The 20,284-nt window shown below is 63.4% G+C and carries 18 protein-coding genes; 10 read left to right on the top strand and 8 right to left on the bottom strand.

The annotated features are described in order from the left end of the window. Positions 1-15: 15 nt before the first annotated feature. A complete protein-coding gene (locus CK220_RS03060) occupies positions 16-549 on the bottom strand; it encodes a TetR family transcriptional regulator (RefSeq protein ID WP_095810089.1) in 534 nt (177 codons plus the stop codon). A gap of 147 nt (positions 550-696) precedes the next feature. Between CK220_RS03060 and CK220_RS03055 the strand changes: the two genes are divergently transcribed. Next, positions 697-1,995 carry an efflux RND transporter periplasmic adaptor subunit gene (locus CK220_RS03055; RefSeq protein ID WP_095810088.1) on the top strand — a complete coding sequence of 433 codons (1,299 nt, stop codon included), beginning with the start codon at positions 697-699 and terminating at the stop codon, positions 1,993-1,995. Beyond that, positions 1,992-5,075, top strand: coding sequence for an efflux RND transporter permease subunit (locus CK220_RS03050; RefSeq protein WP_095810087.1), 3,084 nt, complete (start codon positions 1,992-1,994; stop codon positions 5,073-5,075). Before CK220_RS03055 ends, CK220_RS03050 begins: the two co-directional genes overlap by 4 nt. 207 nt (positions 5,076-5,282) lie before the next feature. Here CK220_RS03050 and CK220_RS03045 read toward each other — a convergent pair whose 3' ends face one another. Then, on the bottom strand, positions 5,283-5,735 hold the full coding sequence (locus CK220_RS03045; RefSeq protein WP_095810086.1) for a L,D-transpeptidase: 453 nt from the start codon (positions 5,733-5,735) through the stop codon (positions 5,283-5,285). Positions 5,736-6,073: 338 nt separating this feature from the next. On the opposite strand from CK220_RS03045, the gene CK220_RS03040 reads away from it, so the two are divergent. Continuing rightward, a complete protein-coding gene (locus CK220_RS03040; RefSeq protein ID WP_095810085.1) occupies positions 6,074-6,406 on the top strand; it encodes a hypothetical protein in 333 nt (110 codons plus the stop codon). Between the two features lie 33 nt (positions 6,407-6,439). Further along, entirely contained in the window at positions 6,440-6,604 is a 165-nt protein-coding gene (locus CK220_RS03035; RefSeq protein ID WP_095810084.1) for a hypothetical protein, read from the top strand. An 81-nt stretch (positions 6,605-6,685) separates the two neighbouring features. Here CK220_RS03035 and CK220_RS03030 read toward each other — a convergent pair whose 3' ends face one another. Then, positions 6,686-7,387 carry a response regulator transcription factor gene (locus CK220_RS03030; protein WP_095810083.1) on the bottom strand — a complete coding sequence of 234 codons (702 nt, stop codon included), beginning with the start codon at positions 7,385-7,387 and terminating at the stop codon, positions 6,686-6,688. Positions 7,388-7,432: 45 nt separating this feature from the next. On the opposite strand from CK220_RS03030, the gene CK220_RS03025 reads away from it, so the two are divergent. Both CK220_RS03025 and CK220_RS03020 read left to right on the top strand, forming a co-directional pair. Continuing rightward, the gene (locus CK220_RS03025; RefSeq protein WP_176478971.1) at positions 7,433-8,209 is read left to right on the top strand and encodes a response regulator transcription factor; all 777 of its coding nucleotides are present in this window, start codon (positions 7,433-7,435) and stop codon (positions 8,207-8,209) included. A gap of 147 nt (positions 8,210-8,356) precedes the next feature. Beyond that, on the top strand, positions 8,357-10,456 hold the full coding sequence (locus tag CK220_RS03020; protein ID WP_176478970.1) for a sensor histidine kinase: 2,100 nt from the start codon (positions 8,357-8,359) through the stop codon (positions 10,454-10,456). A gap of 93 nt (positions 10,457-10,549) precedes the next feature. Here the strand turns inward: CK220_RS03020 and CK220_RS03015 are convergent, their stop codons facing one another. Then, positions 10,550-10,960: a hypothetical protein gene (locus CK220_RS03015; RefSeq protein WP_095810081.1), complete on the bottom strand. Its 411-nt coding sequence runs from the start codon at positions 10,958-10,960 to the stop codon at positions 10,550-10,552. A 407-nt stretch (positions 10,961-11,367) separates the two neighbouring features. Here CK220_RS03015 and CK220_RS03010 point away from each other — a divergent pair, with 407 nt between their 5' ends. Next, positions 11,368-12,570 (top strand): aromatic ring-hydroxylating dioxygenase subunit alpha, encoded by a 1,203-nt coding sequence (locus tag CK220_RS03010; RefSeq protein WP_095810080.1) that lies wholly within the window; start codon positions 11,368-11,370, stop codon positions 12,568-12,570. A 50-nt stretch (positions 12,571-12,620) separates the two neighbouring features. On the opposite strand, the gene CK220_RS03005 is transcribed toward CK220_RS03010, so the two are convergent. Further along, positions 12,621-14,039, bottom strand: coding sequence for an aminotransferase (locus tag CK220_RS03005; protein ID WP_095810079.1), 1,419 nt, complete (start codon positions 14,037-14,039; stop codon positions 12,621-12,623). 291 nt (positions 14,040-14,330) lie between these two features. On the opposite strand from CK220_RS03005, the gene CK220_RS03000 reads away from it, so the two are divergent. From CK220_RS03000 to CK220_RS02990, 3 genes are read left to right on the top strand one after another with little or no spacing between them, the layout of a single operon-like run. After that, positions 14,331-15,248 carry an ABC transporter permease gene (locus CK220_RS03000; protein WP_095810078.1) on the top strand — a complete coding sequence of 306 codons (918 nt, stop codon included), beginning with the start codon at positions 14,331-14,333 and terminating at the stop codon, positions 15,246-15,248. Then, entirely contained in the window at positions 15,245-16,066 is an 822-nt protein-coding gene (locus CK220_RS02995) for an ABC transporter permease (protein WP_095810077.1), read from the top strand. The genes CK220_RS03000 and CK220_RS02995 overlap by 4 nt, the downstream gene beginning before the upstream one ends. Before the next feature lie 37 nt (positions 16,067-16,103). Continuing rightward, on the top strand, positions 16,104-17,177 hold the full coding sequence (locus CK220_RS02990) for an ABC transporter ATP-binding protein (RefSeq protein ID WP_095810286.1): 1,074 nt from the start codon (positions 16,104-16,106) through the stop codon (positions 17,175-17,177). Here CK220_RS02990 and CK220_RS02985 read toward each other — a convergent pair. The 3 genes from CK220_RS02985 to betI all read right to left on the bottom strand — a co-directional run bounded on the left by CK220_RS02985 (position 17,141) and on the right by betI (position 20,280). Further along, complete coding sequence (locus CK220_RS02985) at positions 17,141-18,451, bottom strand: flavin monoamine oxidase family protein (protein WP_095810076.1); 1,311 nt, start codon at positions 18,449-18,451, stop codon at positions 17,141-17,143. The genes CK220_RS02990 and CK220_RS02985 overlap by 37 nt on opposite strands. Next, complete coding sequence (locus CK220_RS02980; protein ID WP_095810075.1) at positions 18,448-19,530, bottom strand: ABC transporter substrate-binding protein; 1,083 nt, start codon at positions 19,528-19,530, stop codon at positions 18,448-18,450. Before CK220_RS02980 ends, CK220_RS02985 begins: the two co-directional genes overlap by 4 nt. 63 nt (positions 19,531-19,593) lie before the next feature. Next, a complete protein-coding gene (gene betI / locus CK220_RS02975; protein ID WP_095810074.1) occupies positions 19,594-20,280 on the bottom strand; it encodes a transcriptional regulator BetI in 687 nt (228 codons plus the stop codon). Positions 20,281-20,284: the final 4 nt, after the last annotated feature.

Raw genomic sequence — 20,284 nt, 5'->3', positions numbered from 1 at the left:
TGTGACGCCTGCAACCTATCCGGCTATCTTCAGAAGCGAGGAAACCAGGAGCTCGCGCTCCTCCGGCGCGAGCACGTCGGAATCGAAGAGATTCATGCTGCGCAGGCCTTCGATGGCGAGGAAACAGATCAGCAGTGAGCCGAGATCGTCCGTTTCCGCCTTTAGCCGTTCGAACAGCTGCCGCTTGAACGTTTTTATCGGCGTCAGGAAGTCCGGGTCCTCGGCGATCGCCGAGAAAATCCATGACGCCGAGGGCTGCGGCTCCTCGCATTCGTCAGCGGAAAGCCTGACATAGGCTGAGAGCGCATGTTCGTGACCGGTCTCGGCGATGCGCGCTTCGAGCGCCTGCTCGAATTCGTTGAGATAGTTCTCGACCAGCCCCTGCATCAGCTTGGCCTTGGTCGGGAAATTGTAGAGCAGGCCGCCCTTCGACACGCCGGCGCGGTTGGCGACGGCGTCGAGCGAAAGGCTTCCAGGGCCCGCTTCGCGCGCCACGTCGGCTGCCGCTGCAAGTATCCTGTCGCGCGAGTTTGCCCTGCGAGCTTTCATCACGCCTCCCCTTACATTAGCCCTTATGGAATTGACAAGACCGTCCAGACGGTACAGTAAAGCGCCCGCCATTTGAAATCGGGATTTATCGTCGATATGTGTCCCGGCAATTGACGTTGCCGGTTGCCGGCTCGAGGGGAACTATCCGTGAAGCGCTTCTTCATCATCACCGGAATTCTGCTGCTGCTAGCCGTGGTGTGCGCCGGCATCGTCGGCTTCAACCTGTTTCGCGACAATGCGATCAAGCAGTTTTTCGCCACCATGAAACCGCCGGCGGCGACAGTGTCGACCATCGTGGCGAAGCCTTCGAACTGGACGCCTGGTGTAGAGGCGATCGGCACCGTCAACGCCGTGCGCGGTGTCGACCTGACCGTCGAGACGGCCGGCATCGTCAAGGACATCCTCTTCCACGCCAACCAGAAGGTCGCGGCCGACGCTGTGCTTCTGCAACTCGACGACGCCGTCGAGAAGGCCGATCTGGTGGCGCAGAAGGCGCAGGCCGCATCCGACCAGGCGGCGCTGACCCGCGCGCTGGAATTGCAGCGGCGTGGCGTCGGCACCGACGCTACGCTTGATGCCGCGCGTGCGGCGGCGACCGCATCGGCCGCTCAAGTGAACAAGCTGCAAGCCGTGCTCGACCAGAAGCAACTCGCGGCGCCCTTCACCGGCACGGTCGGCATTCCGAAGATCGACATTGGCCAGTATCTGGCGCCCGGCAACTCGGTTGTGACGATCCAGGATCTGGACACGATGCGGGTCGACTTCACCGTGCCCGAGCAGCAGTTGCCGCTGCTGAAGATCGGCCAGACGGTGCGGATCGGCAGCAATGCTGCCGATATGTCCTTTGCCGGCTCCATCCGCGGCATCGACCCCAAGATCGACCCGGCAAGCCGGCTGGTTTCGATCCGCGGCGAGGTCGCCAACCCGGAGGGTAAGCTGACGCCTGGCCAGTTCGTGCAGATCCGCGTCGAGTTGCCGGAGGAAAGCAACGTCATCTCGGTGCCGCAGACGGCGGTCACGTCAAGCCTCTATGGCGACTATGTCTTCGTGGTGGTGCCGGCCAAGCCCGCTGATGCCGGCGCTGCCGCGCCCGCAAAACCGGAAGACCAGACGGCCGGCGCGGAGAAGCCTGCCGACGATGCAGCCAAGCCGCAAGCCGATGCCTCGAAGCCGGCCTCCGCTACGGCAAAGGCCGCCGACAGCACCAAGCCGGCTGACAACGCTCAAAAGCCGGCCGAAACCGGCCAGCAGCCGGCGCCCGTTCTGTCGCAGGTCTTTGTCAAGCTCGGCCGCCGCAATAACGGCATGGTCGAGATCGTCGAAGGCCTGAAGGCCGGCGACCAGGTCGTCACCGCGGGTCAGAACCGGCTCTTCAACGGCATGTCCGTTGCCGTCGACAACACCGTTGATCCCAGCAAATCGGCGAACAAGCAGGTTCAGCAATGAGCTTTTCCGATATCTTCATTCGCCGCCCCGTCCTCTCGACGGTGCTGGCCTGCATGATCCTGCTCCTGGGTTTCCAGGCCATCTTCAACCTGTCGATCCGCCAGTATCCGAAGGTTGACGAGACGGCGATCACCATCACCACGGCCTATCCTGGCGCCAGCGCCGACCTGATCCAGGGCTTCATCTCCGCGCCGATCGCGCGCGCCGTCGCGTCGACGGAAAACATCGACTACGTCACCTCGTCGAGCCGCCCGTCTTCGAGCACCGTGACCGTGCAGATGAAGCTCGGTTCCAATCCCGATGTTGCGTTGACCGAGGTGCTGTCCAAGGTTCAGGGCGTGCGCGGCACCTTGCCGGATGCCGCCAAGGATCCGGTGATCGTCAAGGGCACCGGCCAGCAGTTCGCGATGATGTATATCTCGATGCAGAATCCGAACATGACGAAGGAGCAGCTGACCGAGTACATCGAGCGGGTCGTACGGCCGCGCATCTCGACGGTGGAAGGCGTCGCCGACGTCCAGATCTTCGGCGCCGAGGAATATTCGATGCGGGTCTGGATCGACCCGGTCAGGCTCGCCGCCCGCGGCGCCACGGCCGCCGACGTGCTGACTGCGATCAACAATTCCAATTTCCTGTCCGCGCCCGGCAACACCCAGAACGAGTATGTGGTCTCCTCGATCGCGGTTCACTCGACCCTGCAGACACCGGAAGCCTTCGCCCAGCTCCCCATTCGTTCGACCGATGGCCAGGTGGTGCGCCTCCGCGACGTGGCGCGCGTCGAGCTTGGCGCCGCCAACACCGACACAAGGGTGAGCTTCAATGGCAAGCCGGGCACCTTCCTCGCCATCTTCCCGACGCCGGCCGCCAACCCGCTGACGACGGCCGAGGCGATCCACAAGATCGTGCCGGTGATCCAGGATACCTTGCCGAAGGGCATGACGATCGAGATCGTCTACGATTCCACCGAGCAGATCAGCGCCTCGATCGAAGAGGTGTTCAAGACCATCGGCGAGGCTGTCGCCATCGTTATTCTCGTCATCCTGCTCTTCCTCGGATCCTTCCGCTCGGTGATGATGCCGATCGTGACCATTCCTCTGTCGCTGATCGGCGTCTGTTTCATTCTGTTTGCGGTAGGCTATTCGATCAACCTTCTGTCGCTGCTTGCCATGGTGCTGGCGATCGGCCTCGTCGTCGACGACGCCATCGTGGTGGTGGAGAACATCCATCGCCACATGGAAGAAGACCACATGTCGCCGATGCAGGCAGCCTTCAACGGCATGCGCGAGATCTTCTCGGCGATCGTCGCCATGACCATCACGCTGGCCGCCGTCTTCGCGCCGCTTGCCTTCACCGGCGGCCTGACCGGCGCGCTCTTCCGCGAGTTCGCGGTCACGCTGGCCGGCTCCGTGGTGCTGTCCGGCCTGATCGCGGTGACCATTACGCCGATGATGTCGGCTCGCCTATTGAAGGCCGGCGCGCACGGCCGCTTCCAGCGCATCGTCGACGGCACCTTCAGCCGTGTCGAACGCGTCTACGAGCGAGCCGTGACGGCTTCGCTCAGAAACAGGCCGGTTACCTTTATCATCGTCGTCGCGCTGGTCGCGCTCACCGGCTTCATGTTCACCAAGACCTCGACCGAACTGGCGCCGGAAGAAGACCAGGGCTTCCTGCTCTCGATCGTAACCGCCCCGCGCTACGCAACCTCGGACTACACCGAGACCTACGTCAACCAGATCCTCGGTCTTGTTAAGGACATTCCAGAAACGCGGGCACAGTTCTCGGCGGTCGCCTTCGGCGGTGCCACCAACGGCGCCTTTGTCGGCTTCGCCTTCAAGGACTGGGCTGAACGCCAGCGCAGCTCGAAGGAGATCCAGGCCGACATCACCGGTCGCTTGGCCAAGGTAGCCGGCGTCGAGGCTTTCGTCTTCGCGCCACCGACACTGCCCGGCTCGGGCGGCGGCCTGCCGATCTCGATGGTGGTTCGCTCGACCGGCGATCCCTCGGAAGTCTTCGACCAGGCCGAGAAGATCAAGAACAAGGCGCAGGCTTCCGGCCGCTTCATCGTCGTGCAGAACTCGATGTCCTATGACGCGCCGCAGGTCACCGTCACCATCGACCGCGAGCGCGCGGCGGCGCTGAACCTGCCTATCGCTGACATCGGCAACACGCTGACGCTGCTGGTCGGCGGCGCCGAAGTGGCGCAGTTCGATCGCGACTCCAACAGCTATGACATCATCCCGCAGGTACCGCAGGAGTTCCGCGACAATCCGGCGAAGCTCGGCGAGTATTTCGTGCGCAGCGTCGATGGCAAGATGGTGCCGCTGTCGGCGGTGGTGCATATCTCGACCAACGCCTCGCCGGCAGCGATCGAGCAGTTCAACCAGCTGAACTCGGCCACGATCTCGGCCCTGCCCTTGCCAGGCGTGACCACCGGCGACGGGCTGAAAGTGCTGGAGGATCTTGCCAGGGAAACGCTGCCCGACACCTTCTTCATCGACTATTCCGGCCAGTCGCGGCAGGAAAAGGAGCAGGGCAACACCATCCTGATCGCCTTCGCGGCCGCCGTGATCGTGATCTACTTGGTTCTGGCCGCTCAGTTCGAGAGCTTCCGCGATCCGCTGATCATCATGATGGCGGTGCCGCTTTCGATCTTTGGTGCCATCGTGCCGCTCAATATCGGCCTCGGAACGCTCAACATCTACACCCAGGTCGGACTGATCACGCTGATCGGCCTCATCACCAAGCACGGCATCCTTTTGGTGGAATTCGCCAATCAGCAGCGCGAAATTCATGGCATGCGGCGCCGCGATGCGATCATCGCCTCGGCCAAGGTGCGCCTGCGGCCGATCCTGATGACGACGGCGGCGATGGCGCTGGGCGTCGTGCCGCTGATCGTCTCCAGCGGCGCGGGCGCCGCAGCCCGCTACTCGATGGGCCTCGTCATCTTCACCGGCATTCTGGTCGGCACGATGTTCACGCTGTTCGTCGTGCCCATGTTCTACACCTTCATCGCCAGCAAGGATGTGCCGCATCTCGCCGAGAAGCCCGATCCGAAGCTGATGCCGGCGCTGCCGACCTGAAGCAATCACGGACTGCTCCAAAAACAAAAAAGAGGCCGGAACATCCCGGCCTCTTTTTTAGGCGGTCGCCCCACGGCTTCGGCGCCAGAGCAATTCCAGGGAAAGTGTAGAACGGTTGGGCTCGGCGACTTTGCCGTGGCCTTCCGTCCGGAATTGCGTCAAACTTGGCCCGGAGGCGGCAATCCGCCCGCTACTTGACCCTGCCCGTTACTTAACGATGAGGATGCTGGTGTTGCCCGGGCCGAAGGCCTCGACGAGCTGATAGAAGTCGGCCGCGGCATCGGGATGCAGGCGCACGCAGCCATGCGAGGCCGGCCGGCCAAGATGCTTGATGGCATAGGTAGCATGCACCGCATAGCCGCCGCTGAAGAAGACCGAATGCGGCATCGGCGCATTGTCGTACTTCTTCGAATACCACATCTCATGCATGCGGGTCGGCTTGAACGACCCTGTCGGCGTGATGTGCCCCCTGTCGCCCGTCGACACTTTCCAGGTGAAGGTCGGCCGGCCATCGACCGTGACTTCCATGATCTGCTGCGAGAGCGAAACGCGGGCGACGACCTGGTTGGCATGAGCGGCGTTGCTGCCGAAGAGCAAAGCCGCACCGGTGAGCGCGGCGGCGGCGACGTTGATGAGCTTGGCTGAAATGGCGGTATGCATGACGATCCCTCTCTCTTTGCCGGTCGGGCCGGCTTCAATTTCGATGGGTCGTTTTATCGGGATGACCTGTTTCCGGCCTATTTCGCTTAATACGCGTTAATGTTTCGATTTTGTTTCTCTAAGTTAACGGCCTTCTCCGAGCGACCCCTGTCCTTAGACCGCTGTCGGCGACGCCAAGTAGGCGAAAATCGGCGGACCAGAGCGCAGATAGCTTTGATATGAAAGCGTTTTTCCTGATCTGGAAACCGAACTGCAACAAAACGCGACTTGCGCGGCATGATGCGGATACAGGCCCGCAGCAATGTCGTGGCCACGGGAACAGACATCAGCAAACGAAAATGGGCAGGAAATCGAAAGTTCGCACCTGGTTTCTCAGGATCGGCGTCTCGGCAGTCATCCTAGGTGCTGCCGGCTCTGTCGCCGGCAACCCTGCGGCGGCGCTTGGCGCCATGCATTCCGGCGAGGTTTCGACACTGCACACTGCACTGTTCATCGCCACGGTCTGGATTGTCTCCAGCCTGCGCGTCAATCGGCTGAGGGCCCTCTGGCGGGTCGGTCTTCGGCTGATAGCGATGCGCGGCCCCTCCGGCTACTTGCTGCCGAGAGGACCGAAGGCCCGCGCCGCAGCGGGGGGCTCCGTCAGCGGCGCGGGCGCTTCGGGAGTTTCCTGAAGCATCGACGACCATCGAATTGGGGATTGAGTTATGAAGACGAAATTTGCCGCTTCGGTGCTGTCCGCACTGCTTTATGCCCAAGGGCTGCTTGGCTTTGCTGCGCTTGCAACGGTGCTGCTCAAGGAGCGCGCCCACGCCGAGATCGCCGCCAGCGCCGAAATGCCGTCCGGCCCCTCGGTCCTCGTGGTGCGCTAAGCACTGGCGTCGGATCCAAAAGTGCGAAGCGGTTTTGGAAATCCGATGCAAGATCGAGGCAAAGACCTGGTGCCCCTCGCCTCAGTCGGTGCGCGGCGTCGGCGGATCGAAGCGATAACCGGCACCCCTAATCGTGGTGATGGTCTCCGTATCGAGCTTACGGCGCAGCCTCACAATGCGCGAATCGATCGAGCGGTCGAAAGCGTCGGCATTCTCGGCGGGCGCGGCGGCAATGATGTCGTCGCGCGTCAGCACCTTTCGCGGGCTCGCCAGAAACAATCTCAACAGCGCCACCTGCCCCGGCGACAGCTGATCCTCGGCGCCGGAACGATGCATGACCATGGCCGACCTCAAGTCGACGGTCGCATTCTCCAGCACGATCAGTTCCTGGGGGTTGCGGCCGCGCCGCGTCAGCAGGCCGCCGATGCGCGCCGCCAGCTCGCGCACATTGAGAGGGCTTTCGATCACGTCGGCAGCGCCGAGCTCCAGCGCCAGCACCTTGTCGACGAGATCGGCGGGCCGGCAGATCAAGATGAAGTCGGAGCCACCCTCGCCGCCCCCGCCTTGGCTGCCATAGCGCTTGAGCAGTTCGCGCCCCTCCGCCTGGGTCACGTCGTCACCGACGACCACGACGTCGATACCGCCTGCCGAAAGCAGCGACTCAGCTTCCCAGGGCTGGCGCGCCCTACGCACATCGTGCCCACGCCGCTCAAGATGGTCGGCCAGGTCGCCGGCCACCACTTCGGCAACCGACACAAGCGCGACGACGGATCGTGCTGCCATTTTCTCCACTCCGTCACAGACAACTCAAGATGAGCGCTGGACATCATGTTTATACCCAATCTACTTTCCGCTGAAAGCGGGAGCGAGACCATTGTGAAGGCGCGCATCATTGTCGTCGAGGACGAGCCGGATCTGAGGGAAGCGGTGGCCGAGTATCTCGGCGCCAGCGGCTATGACGTTGCCACGGCCGAGAATGCTTCGGCGGCGCGGAGCCTGCTTGAGGCGCAACCCTTCCACCTCGCCATCCTCGACATCGCCATGCCCGGCGAGGACGGCCTGTCGCTCGGCCGCTGGCTGCGTTCCAAGACGCAGATCGGCATCATCTATGCCACCGCCGCCGGCACCGCGCTCGACCGCATCGTCGGGCTGGAGCTCGGCGCCGACGACTATATCGTCAAGCCCTATGAGTTGCGCGAAGTGCTGGCGAGGGTCCGCAGCGTGCTGCGCCGCGTGCCGCAGCCGGTCGCCCCGCAGGCCGCGAAGCCCGAGACCGGCACGCGCCGCTTCATGAATTTCGGCAGCTTCCAGGCCGATTTCGACGGCAGGCTGGTGACCGGCGCCAATGGTGCGGTCATCGAGATGGCCAAGAGCGAGTTCGACGTGCTGGAAGTTTTCCTCACCCGCGCCAACCGGCTCTTGACGCGGGCGGCGATCTCGGAGGCGATCGGCTTCGTGGAAGACCCGGAATCGTCGCGCGCTGTCGACATCCGCATCATGCGTCTAAGGAAGAAAATCGAGGCGGACCCCGCCAATCCGAAATTCCTGCGCACGGTACGCGGCGAAGGCTATATCTTCTCGCTGCCGGCTGGCGATGGCAACTGACTCCCGCGCCGCGCATCCTTCCGGATACGCGATGGACGCTGTAGCATTCTGGTCGGGCGCATGACCCCCAGAAAACCGTCGTCGATTTTCGGGCTTGTGTGCTGGATTTCATGGTTTACCGATATGGCCCGGGGATGACGATCGACGATGACAGCTGAGGCCGCACGGACGGAAATGCACGGCTCCCGCCAGGGCGCCGCGATGGCGGCCGTCCATGTCGTTCGCCGCCTGCGCGAAGCAGGCGACTGGCAGCGCGAGATGGACAGCATACTGGAGGCACTGTGCCGTTCGTTGGACTGCCAGCGCGGCATTCTCTTCCGTCTGCGCGAGTTGCCGGGCGAGGGCTTCGCCCAGTCGGTGGCCTCCTACTGGATCGACCCTGCTTTTGGTGGCGAACTCGCATCGCCTACGGTGATCATGCAGTCGATCATCAACTCCGATCCGCTGCTGGAGCAGTTGCAGGAGGATGAGCGCCAGGGCAAGGTCTTCGCCGGCCACACGCGCGACCTCGAGGGTTTCCTGCGGGCCGATTTCGAGAAGCAGAGCATAAAATCCTTCATTTCGGTGTCGGTCTTCGCCCACGGCCATCTCTGGGGCACTCTGGCAGTCAATGACTGCGCGACCGAACGCGAATGGACGGATGAAGAGGAGGCGACGCTTCACATCATCGCGCTCGCCATCGGCGACGCCATCGAGCGCTCGCCCTCCGAGGCGCATGCCAGCGAGGTCATCCGCCGCACCATGCTGCAGGCTTCGCTCGACGCCATCATCGTCATCGACGAGGCGGGCTCCATCATCGAATTCAATCCGGCCGCCGAGAAGATGTTCGGCTTCAAGCGCAGTGACATCCTCGGCAAGGATCTGATCGACACGATCGTGCCGCACTATTACCGCAAGGGTTATGCGTCGGGCGCCGAATACATGGCCGGACGGGGCGCGCCGATGGTTGGCCAGCGGCTGGAGACAGTGACCCAGAACGCGGCCGGCGAGATCTTTCCGATCGAGCTGACCGCAACGGAGATGCGGGTTGCCGACCGCCGGCTCATCTTCGGCTCGATCCGCGACCTGCGCGAGAAGCTGCACGCCGAAGAAGAGATCAACCGCCAGCGCGAGAAACTGCACCAGAATGAAAAGATGGCGGCAATGGGCTCGCTGCTCGCCGGCGTCTCGCATGAGCTCAACAACCCCCTGGCGGTGGTGGTCGCGCAATCGACCCTGCTGCATGAATTCGCGGCCGACCCGCAGACCAAGGTGCGCGCCGAAAAGGTGCGCGCGGCCGCCGAACGCTGCGGTCGCATCGTCAAGAGCTTCCTGTCGATGGTGCGCCTGCATCCGACCGAGCAGGCCGAAACCGACCTTAACCAGGTGATGCGCTCGGCGCTCGAAGTGACCGCGTATGGTGCGCGCTCCAGCGGCATCATCATCGACACCGACTTCGCCAACGGCCCGTTGCTTGCCATGGCCGACGCCGACCATGTCACGCAGGTCGCGGCCAATTTCCTCATCAACAGCCAGCACGCGCTGGCCGGCATCACCGGCGAGCGGCGCATCAAGGTGCGGACCTTTCGCAGCGAGCGCGGCAATCCCGGCTTCTCCGTCGAGGACAACGGACCCGGCATTCCCGATGCGATCCGCTCACGCATCTTCGAATCCTACTTCACCACCAAGCCGGTCGGCGTCGGTACCGGCATCGGGCTCTCGATTTCGAAATCGATCGTCGAGCGCCACAACGGCAACATCTGGTTCGAAGAGGTGCTGCCGCACGGCGCGCGCTTCGTCGTCCAGTTGCCGGCGATTACCGGCGATGCGGCAAAGGCCGGCGAAGGTCCATCGCGATCGAGCGGGCTGCGCCATGCGCTGATCATCGACGATGAGCCCGACGTCGCCGGTTCGCTGTCGGACATATTGGAGCTCATGGGGCTCAAGTCGCGTCTCGTGCCAAGCTGGACGTCCGCCGGCGAGGTGCTGAGCGGGCAGATGCCGCCGGACATCGTGTTTTCCGACCTGCGCATGCCGGGCACCAGCGGCATATCGATCTACCGTGAATTGCTGGCGGAACGGCCGGGGCTGGCGCAGCGTTTCGTGCTGGTCACCGGCGACCTTATCGGCGCCAAGGCGGAGATCGAGGCCCTGCCGCCGCAGCAGCGGCCGCAGATCCTGGAGAAGCCCTTCTCGACGCTCGACGTCCGCGGCATCCTCGCGATTGTGGCCGATGTCGCGGCGGCCGACAACGGCGCCCACATCTGAAATTGCGCCCTCGCCGGCTTCGAAAAAAGAGGCTCCCGACCGACTTTGCGGCGGGAGCCTGACTGGAGCGCGGAGGGTGCGCTCAGGGGAGCCTTAAAAGACGTTGGGGGTGTTGGTCAGCGGCGCGGCATTGGCGATCATGCGCACAGCTCGGGCCCGGTGCTGACCGGACTGTTCGGCAATGGCACGCAGGCATTCGGCGTTCTCGGCGCCCCAGTTCTGCCCTTTGCAGGCGAACTCGACCTGCGACTGCGGCAGGCGCGCGGTTTTGAGAGTCGTCAGCGCGCCCTCCACGACATTGGCCGGAGGATTGATCGAAGCGAAAGCGGGACCCGCGGTTGGCGCAAGCACCATGCTGGCGAAGGCGGCTGCGCTCAGCAGCATGAACATCGCCATCGGATGGTCGCTGGCGCGCTGGCGCAACGCCAGCTTCGGACGGCGATCATTGCGCTCGGGACCGTGTGAGCGGCGGCTGGCTTCGGCGATCCGGACTTTGGCAAACATCGGCTGTTCCCTTCGTTATCTTTCTTTCCTTTGAAACGAACTTAACCGCACCACGTAACGGCCGAATGATCGGGCGCGATGGCCCATGTAACAGGACTGAAACCGGGATCGCTTCTGTCCCTTTTGCTCCTGTCGGATGCGGCGGACTGTAAGCGACCTCACACAGGCGCAGAATTGGCATGGCTGTCGCGATCGTCCGATGCGCGAAGCGCGTCGAAACGGTGCCCTCACAAACTGCGAATCCGAAGCTGGACCGCCGCTGGTTAAGGCTCGGATTTTCCGGGATTTTCTCGGCTCGGATTGCTGCAACCCGCTCGCCATGAATTTTCCACACTTTCGCAAGCCATTGCATTTTAATGGAAAATGTGCTTTTATTGAATGAGCATTCAACAAAACGAGAGCATTTTATGAACCCGCACCTCCGTGACGTGGCGATCCCCAACGATTGGGACCGGCGAGGTTTGCCGGGGTGGAGTTACCACTCCAACGCCCTGCTTGAGCTTGAGAAGGAATACGTCTTCCGCAATCACTGGCAGATCGCCGGCCATGTCGCCGACGTGCCAAATCCGGGCGACTATCTGACCATGGACGTCGTCGGCGAGCGGGCGCTGATCGTGCGCGGCAAGGACGGCGTCGTGCGTGCCTTCAATAACATGTGCCGCCATCGCGGCAGCCGCGTCGTCGCCGACAGCCAGGGCACTTGCAAGAACGCGCTGATCTGCCCTTTCCACGGCTGGGTCTACAATCTCGACGGCACATTGCGGGGTGCTGCCCGTCCGCGCTCCTTCCCGGAACTCGACAAGACCGAGTTCGGCCTGATGCCGCTCGACCTCGAAATCTGGATGGGCTTCATCTTCATCCGCTTCCGCAAGGGCGGCCCGCAGCCTTCCGTGGCCGAGCTCTTGAAGCCGATCGAAGCGGAGATCGCCCATTACAATGTTGCCGACATGGTGCCGTGCTGGGGCATCTGGACCCAGAAATCACCCGTCAACTGGAAATCGGTGCGCGACGTGGACAACGAGGGCTATCACGTCGCCATGGCGCATCCGGCGCTGCAGGATCTCTACGGCGCGACCTATTTCGACGAACCCTTCGTCAACGGCGTGTCGCGGTCCTTCGCCACCTATAATCCGCACGCCGGGCGGCGCTGGAGCGTCAACCGGTACATCAAAATAGCGCCCGAGCCGACGCATCTGCCGGAGCATCTGCGCAAAGCCTGGATCTATTACGGCATCTTCCCCAACAACGCGCTGTCGATCATGCCGGAATCGGTGCAGTTCTATCAGGAGTTCCCGCTGTCCACCGGCGAGACGCTGCTGCGCGGCGCGATCTATCGCTATAAGGACGAGACGCGGGAGCAGGCGGCGGCGCGCTACCTTGCCTACCGCATCGACCGCGACACCATGAACGAGGATGTCAAGCTCTCCGTCTGGTCGAACGAATCCATGCTCTCTGAGGCGTTCGGGGGCTTCTACCTCTCGGATCTCGAATATGGCGTGCGCACCCACCACGACCATCTGCGCAGGCAGGTGCCGGTGCTGAACTTGGAGACCGCACCGCAGGAAAAGGACATGTGGGGATTGAACGACGCGCTGCGGTCGAGGGGATAGGTGAGGCGCTGGAACTGCCAATCTCCCCCCTCGTGGGGGAGATCAGCAAATCACCCCCGCCAAACCCCTTCCTTGCGCAAATCATCCATCGTCCTTGAAATCCCTTCGCGCAGGATCGCGACCATGTCGTCGACCTGCTCGCGGCTGATGATGAGCGGCGGCGACATCACGCACATATTGATCAGCGGCCGCACCAAGAGACCGAGCTCGTGGCAATGCGCGTCGATACGCTTTCCCACATCCTTATCGAGCTGCAGCGGATCCTTGCTCTCGCGGTCGGCGACGCATTCGACGCACGCCATCAGGCCGGCGCCGCGCACCTCGCCGACCAGAGGCAAGTCCTCGAGGCTCTTCAGCCGCGCCTGGAAATAAGGCGCGATCTCGCGCGCATGCTGGAGCACGCCCTCTTCCAAAAGATCGAGGTTCTTCAGCGCGACGGCGCAGCCGATCGGGTGGCTGGTGTAGGTGAGGCCATGGCCGAACAGGGCGCCGGGATGGTTGGAGCGGCGCAGTTGCTCCAGCAGCCGCTCGGAGATGATGACGCCGCCAAGCGGGAAATAGCCCGAGGTCACCCCCTTGGCGAAGGTGATCATGTCCGGGTCGAGGCCGAACACGTCGCCCGAGGCAAAGACATGGCCGAGCCGTCCGAAGCCGGTCACCACCTCGTCCGAGACATAGAGGATGTCGTTCTCGCGGCAGATCTCACGGATGCGGTTCAGGTATCCGTCCGGCGGCAGGACGACGCCGCCCGAAGCTTGCACCGGCTCGCCGACAAAGGCGCCGATGCGATCGGCGCCGACGCGCGCGACGGTGTCGCGGAACTGGTCGACGAGGAAATCGGTGAAGGCGTCGATGCTCATCTCCTTCGGCCGCCGGAACGGATCGGGCGAGGAGAGCTTGATCACCAGCTCGTCGGCGCCGTCCATCCAGTGCCGGTCGCGCGGGCGGCCGTTGAGCGAAGCCGACAGGTAGGTCGAGCCGTGATAGGCGCCGCTGCGGCTGAGGATCAGCTTCTTCTCCGGCCTGCCGCGCACATTGTTGTAGAACTGCATGAAGCGCAGTGCGGTCTCCACCGCCGACGAGCCGCCGGTGGTGAAGAAGGTGTGGCTGAGATCGCCCGGCGCGGCATCCGCGATGCGCCTCGCAAGCTCGGCCGAGGGCGCGTTCATTGTGTACCAAGGCGTGTTGTAGGACAGCGCCATTGCCTGGTCGTACATCACCCTTGCCAGTTCCTCGCGGCGATGCCCGACATTGATGCACCACATGCCGGCCGGACCGTCGATCAGCCGCTTGCCGGATGCGTCGGTTATGTAGATGCCCTCGCCCTCGCCGATCAGCGCCCGCGCCTCGGCGCCGACCGAACCGGCATAGGGCCAGGGCTGGATCAGATGGCGCTTGGCCAGCTCGACCGCATCGTCGTCCGCGGGCTCGACAATTTCCCTCGCCTTGATCTCTCGTGCAGCCGCCATCTTAGCCTCGCATCGTCCGGTTGCGGTATTTTCCAGAGACATGAAACGAAGCGGAAGACCATGAAAATTCGGCTTTTCGTCACTTCATTCTGAATGTCCATTCAATCAATATTGCAGAAACAGCGCTTGATTTCAATCGGCGGATGCGCTCATGATGAAAGAAAGCCGGCAAGTCTGGAGTGATCGCTCCAGGCACGCAAAATGGGAACAGGCAGTCGGCGCCAATCAATGGGAAGGCCGCATGGCGGGACAGTCCGAGCCGGCAACTGCAATCACGCGCGGAGCGCTGCAATGACGGCCGCCGCGGAAGGGTCGCCCCCGCTGCGCATGGCGGGGGGCAGACGAAATGCCCTTCTGCAATCGGAAGCCGTCCAGGGCGTTGCGCTGATCAGCCCGACCTTCCTCTACGCGCTCATCCTTCTCGTCCTGCCGATCCTGGTCGTTATCGCCCATTCCTTCTGGACGCAGGACTACCTCACCATCGATCACACATTTACGCTGGAGAATTATCGGATCGCGCTGACCGAGCCGATCTACCGCGACCTGCTCTGGCGCTCGCTCTACATCTCGCTGACGGTCAGCCTGCTCACCGTGCTGCTCGCCTATCCGATCGCCTATTTCATTTCCTTCCATGGCGGCCGCCACAAGAGCCTCTGGCTGTTCCTCATCACCATCCCGTTCTGGACCAGCTACCTGCTGCGCGTGATGTCGTGGAAGGTGATCCTCGGCTACAACGGCGTGCTCAATTCCGGCCTGATGGGCCTCGGCATCATCGACGAGCCGTCGACCGCGCTGCTCTACAATTCCAGCGCCGTCATCATCACGCTGACTCACGCCTGGGCGACCTTCGCCGTCCTGCCGATCTTCGTTTCCCTGGAGAAAGTCGACCGCACCCTGGTCGAAGCGGCGACCGACCTCGGCGACGGGCCGCTGCGCTCCTTCCTGCGCGTGACCTTGCCGCTGTCGGCGCCGGGCGTCATCTCGGCGGCGCTGATCGTCATGATCCCGACCGTCGGCGACTATGTCACGCCGAAGCTGGTCGGCGGCAAAGACGGCGTCATGATCGCCAACGCCATCCAGGCGCAATTCGGCAAGGCGTCGAACTGGCCGCTCGGCGCAGCACTCTCTGTCACCACCATGATCATCGTCTCGCTGATGGCCGGCGCCGCGGTGCTGGTCATCCGCGCGCTGCAGAGGCTGGCGCGATGACGGCGATCAGACGCTACCTGCCAAGCTGGCTGTCGAGCTACGCCGCGCTCTACATCCTCTTCCTCTATTTGCCGGTGATCTTCCTGCCGATCTTCTCGATCAACACCGCGGCGACGCCGAAATTCCCGCTCTCCGGCGTCACACTGCATTGGTATGAGGACTTGCCGCGCACGCCGGCGCTGATCGACGCCACCTGGAACAGCTTGGCTGTCGGCGTCTCGGCCGCAATCCTGTCGACCGTGTTCGGCATTCTCGCCGCTCGTTCGATCACCCGCTACCGCTATCCCGGCCGCCGCACCGTCAACGGGCTGATCATGGCACCGCTGGTGCTGCCCGAGGTCATCGTCGCCATCTCGATGCTCTTGGTGATGCTGCAACTGGGCTTGAGCCTGTCGCTGTTCACCGTCGTGCTTGGGCATGTGCTGGTCTGCATCCCCTACTCGATGACGGTGCTGACCTCCGGCTTCGAAGGGTTCGACCGCAGCCTCGAGGAAGCCTCTGCCGATCTCGGTGAAAGCGCCTTCGGCACCTTCCGGCGGGTGACGCTGCCGATGGTGGCGCCGGCGATCATCTCCAGCCTGCTGGTCTGCTTCACCATCTCGCTCGACGAGTTCATCATCGCCTTCTTCCTCACCGGCACCGAGGCGACGCTGCCGATCTACATCTGGGGTCAGTTGCGCTTCGCGGCCAAGCTCCCCGGCGTGCTGGCGCTCGGCACCCTGCTGCTGGTGGCGTCTTTCGTGCTGATGACCGTTGCCGAAATCCTGCGCCGCCGCGCGGCGAGACGCACCCAGAACCAGGGAGGCCTCTATGCTTGAGCGGGTCCAGTCCGAGCGCATCCAAACCGATTGTACCATTATCGACATCCGCGACGTCACGCGCAGCTACGGCGCATTCAAGGCGCTGGACAATGCCTCGCTCAGCATTGGGAAAGGCGAGTTCTTCTCGCTGCTCGGGCCGTCCGGCTGCGGCAAGACCACGCTTTTGCGCATGATCGCCGGGTTCGATACGCCGACCAGCGGCTCGATCGCCGTCGACGGCCAGCCGATGGACGGCATCCCCGCCAACCGGCGTCCGACCAACATGGTCTTCCAGAGCTACGCGATCTTTCCGCATCTCAACGTCGAGCAGAATGTCGCCTATGGGCTGAAGCGGCTGAAACTCCAAAGCGGCGAAGAAAAGCGCCGCGTCGAGGAGGCGCTGGAGCAGGTGTCGCTGACCGGCCTGGGCAAGCGCCGCGCCACCGAACTCTCCGGCGGCCAGCGTCAGCGCGTGGCGCTCGCCCGCGCGCTGGTCATGCGTCCGAAGGTGTTGCTGCTCGACGAGCCGCTTTCGGCACTCGACAAGAAGCTGCGCGAGCAGATGCAGGTCGAGTTGCGCCGGCTGCAGCAGGCGGTCGGCATCACCTTCGTGCTTGTCACGCACGACCAGTATGAGGCTTTGGCCATGTCGGATCGCATCGCCGTCATGTTCGGCGGTCGTATCGCGCAGGTCGCCTCGCCCAAGGAAATCTACCAGCGCCCGGTCAACCGCCAGGTCGCCGACTTCCTCGGCGGCATGAATTTCGTCAAGGCCGAGATCGTCGAGGAGAACGACGCGTCCTTGGTTGTCGACACGCTTGGCTTCGGGCGTGTGAGGACCGACAAGCCGAAGGCCTTCGTGCGCAACGGCGGCGCGGCGACGCTTGGCATCCGGCCGGAGCGGCTGCGCGTGCTCTGGGACAATGCGACGGCGAAGTTCGAGGTCGCCGGCAAGGTGGTCGAGCGCCACTATTTCGGCGAGATCACGCATCTGATCGTCGAAATACCGGGGCTGGAAAAGCCGCTCTCGGTGACCGAGACCAATGATTTCGGCGCCGACGACATTCCGGTCGGCGCGCCGATCCGCCTCGCCTACGACCCAGAGGCTCTGGTGGCGATGGCGGACTGAAGCCGCGCCAAGATCTTCCCGGCGGCGATGCGCCCGGCCACGATCGCGCCCTCGACATAGGCAGGGAAGGACGGCGACAATTCCGAAGACGCAAAATGGATCGGCGGCGCGCCGGCAAGGATCGTGCGCTCGGCATCTCTTGCCGTCACGTCGACGATGAGATCGCTATAGGCGCCGCCGCTCCAGCGGTCATCCGCCCAGTCGCGCTGGTTGAAATCGAGGATTTCGGCCGCGTCCGGACCGAGCGCATCAGCGAGTTTCGCCGTGACCTCGGCGCGCAACGCCGCAGCGCTCAGCTTGCGGCAGCGCAGCGCCAGCGGCCCACCGATGAAGACGACGAGCGCTGCATGCTCAGCATCCCTGCTGGCGTCGCAGGCAAACAGGCCCGGCATGTCGCGCCACATCACCATGCCGCTCAGGTCGCGCTCGCGCCAGAACGGCCTGGCATAGCGGACGAGGATCTTGACCACCGCGCCGCTCTCCCAGACGCCGAGCGCCTTCTTCAAGGGCGCCGGCAAGGCAGGCCGAAAGTCTAGCCTGTTGGCCGTCGCAGGCGGCAGCGCGACCAGGACCTCGCGCGCCTCGACGGCGCGGCTGCCGGACACAACACGAACGCCAGACGGCCCGCGCTCGATGCGAATGATCGGCTCGTTCAGCCGCAGCCGGTCACCGAGATCGCCCGCCAGGTCCTCGGCCAGCGACTGCATGGTCTCGCGCAGAGAATATTGCAGTTCCGGCACTTCGTTGGTGATGCGGCGATCATTGTCGATCAGGTACCAGAGCGGCACCTTTTCCAGCGCCAGGCACCACAGTCCTTCGATCATCGAGCGGAAGGCGGCCTTGGCATCGACCGGGTCCGTCTGACGTTCGAGCCAGGAGGCGACGGTCAGCCCGGAGATCGCGGGATCGTCTGGCTCGATCCAGTTCATGCGGTCGCGGATCGCCATCGCGGTCACATAGGTCCGCCCGGCCTGGTCGACCGACATCGGCGGATGGGTGATGAAATCGCCATCGACATAGGTTTTGACGAAGGTCTTGCCGCGCGCCCTGGCGAGCGCCATCAGCTCCGGCATGTCCTCGCACAGGAATTGGCCGCCGCTGTCGATCAGTTCGCCGAGCCCGTTTCGCATACCTTCCACACGGCCGCCGACGCGGTCGCGTGCCTCCAGGACAAGGAAATCGACGCCGGCGCGCTTCAATTCGAGCGCGGCCGACAGGCCGGTGAAGCCGGCGCCGACGGTTGCGACGTCGGTTCTTTCGATCTTGCTGTTCAATAGCCGGCCTTGATCTTCTCGAACTCGGCGATCATCTTCAGCTTGAGCTCGGAAGGCAGCGGCTGCTGGAACAACGTCTTGTCGACCCATTTTTCCACGTTGTCGTAGCCCTTTTCCTTGAGCACCGCCTGGTCGACACCGGCCATGCCCTTGGCATTGGCTTGGCCGTAGCCCCAGTCCTTGACCAGCACCTTGGCGACCTCCGGGTCATTGACGGCGTTGAGATAATCATAGGCCTTGTCAACGTTGCCGGGCGCGTCCTTGAACAGCACATAGCCACATACCCAGGTCGAAATGCCCTCGTCGGTATCCTTCTTGGACTTGATCGGCACGCCAGCGGCCTGCGATTGCACCGCCGCGTCGTTCCAGGCCCAGGCCAGATCGACCTCGCCGCCGGAGAGCAGTTGCACGATGTCGGTGGTGTCGGTCCAGTAGGAGCGCACGTTCTTGTGCACCTGGCGCAGGAAATCGGACGCCTGCTTGAACTGCTCGTCCGTCATCTTTGTCCAGTCTTTGAGCCCGATGGCGAGACTGGCCAGCGCATAGGCGTCGTCGACATTGTCGCCGATCGAGACACGTCCCTTGTACTTGGGATCGGCGAAGGCCTTCAGCGACTGCACATCCTTCTCGGCGATCTTGTCGGAGTTGAAGGTGAGCTGCGTGTCACCCCAGTCCCAAGGCATGAACCAAGCTTTGCCGTCAGGAGTGGTGGCAAGATCCTTCATCGCCATGATGCCGGGGTTGAGGTCCTTCCAGCCGGCGATCCTGGAGGTGTCGAGCGGCTGCAGCAGTCCCGCCTCGCGCCACTTCACCACGCTTTGCGAGCAGGGATGGCCGAGGTCGGCCTTGAAGCCGGAGCGGATCTTCTCGAATGCCTCGTCCTCGTCGCCGAAGAAGGCGAAGGTCGGCGAGTCGCCGTCCTTCTCGACATATTTGCCATGGAAGCTCGGGTCCTCATAGCCGGACCAGTCGAACACGATGAGGTCGTTGTCGGCGGCAACGGCGAACGCCGCCGCTGAAGCCGCCAGCGCGCCGGCGAGCGCCAATGTCAGTGTCAGGCGTCGGCTGAGTTTCTTCATGCTGTTCCATCCTCTTGGTCTTGCCGGTCTTGCTGGCCGGCTGTTGCGAACCCCGGGCTGTCGTTAACCGTAGTGTTTCGGAAAGGCGGCGGCCAAGAACGCGTTGGCCGCCTGCAGCGCGGTCTCGCGGGTGGTGTCTTCTGTGCCCATCATCAACCGCAGCCACAGGCCCTCGAGCATGGCCGATAGCGCCAGCGCCATGACCTGCGGCTCATAGGCATAGCCGCCGCTTTGCTTGAGCGTCGCGCAGAGGTCGATGAACACCTGCTGGTAGTAGGCATCGCGCGAGCTGCTCAGAGCCTGGTAGGTCGGCCGCGATTTGGCCTCACCCCAGAAGGCGCACCAGGCGGCGAGCTTGCGCTTGTTGCAGATCGAGCGGTCGAAGTCGGCCCACACCAGCGCCTGCAGCTGCCGCGCCGGATCGTTGCCGGCCTTCTGCAACGCGGCGCGCCAATGCGCCGAATACTCGTCATACATATATTGCAGCGTGGCGACGAGCAGCTTCTCCTTGCTTTCGAAATGGAAGTTGACGATGCCGCGCGACAGGCCTGCGCCGTCGGCGACATCGGCCATCGTCGTTTCCGCATAGCCGCGCTTGGCCAGTGAATCGATCGTCGCCTCGATCAACTGGAGCTGCCTGACTTCTTTCGAAGCCTTGCGGCCGCGCTTCTCGGCGTCTCCTTTTCGTGCCGGTTCGGGCAAGGCTTCCCTGGCCTCTGCGTTCTTCATGAGCGTGACGGTCTCCAGCATTGCC

Source organism: Mesorhizobium sp. WSM3860 (assembly GCF_002294995.1).
In the GTDB taxonomy this organism is placed as follows: domain Bacteria; phylum Pseudomonadota; class Alphaproteobacteria; order Rhizobiales; family Rhizobiaceae; genus Mesorhizobium.
This window is presented reverse-complemented; position numbering and strand designations above follow the sequence as displayed.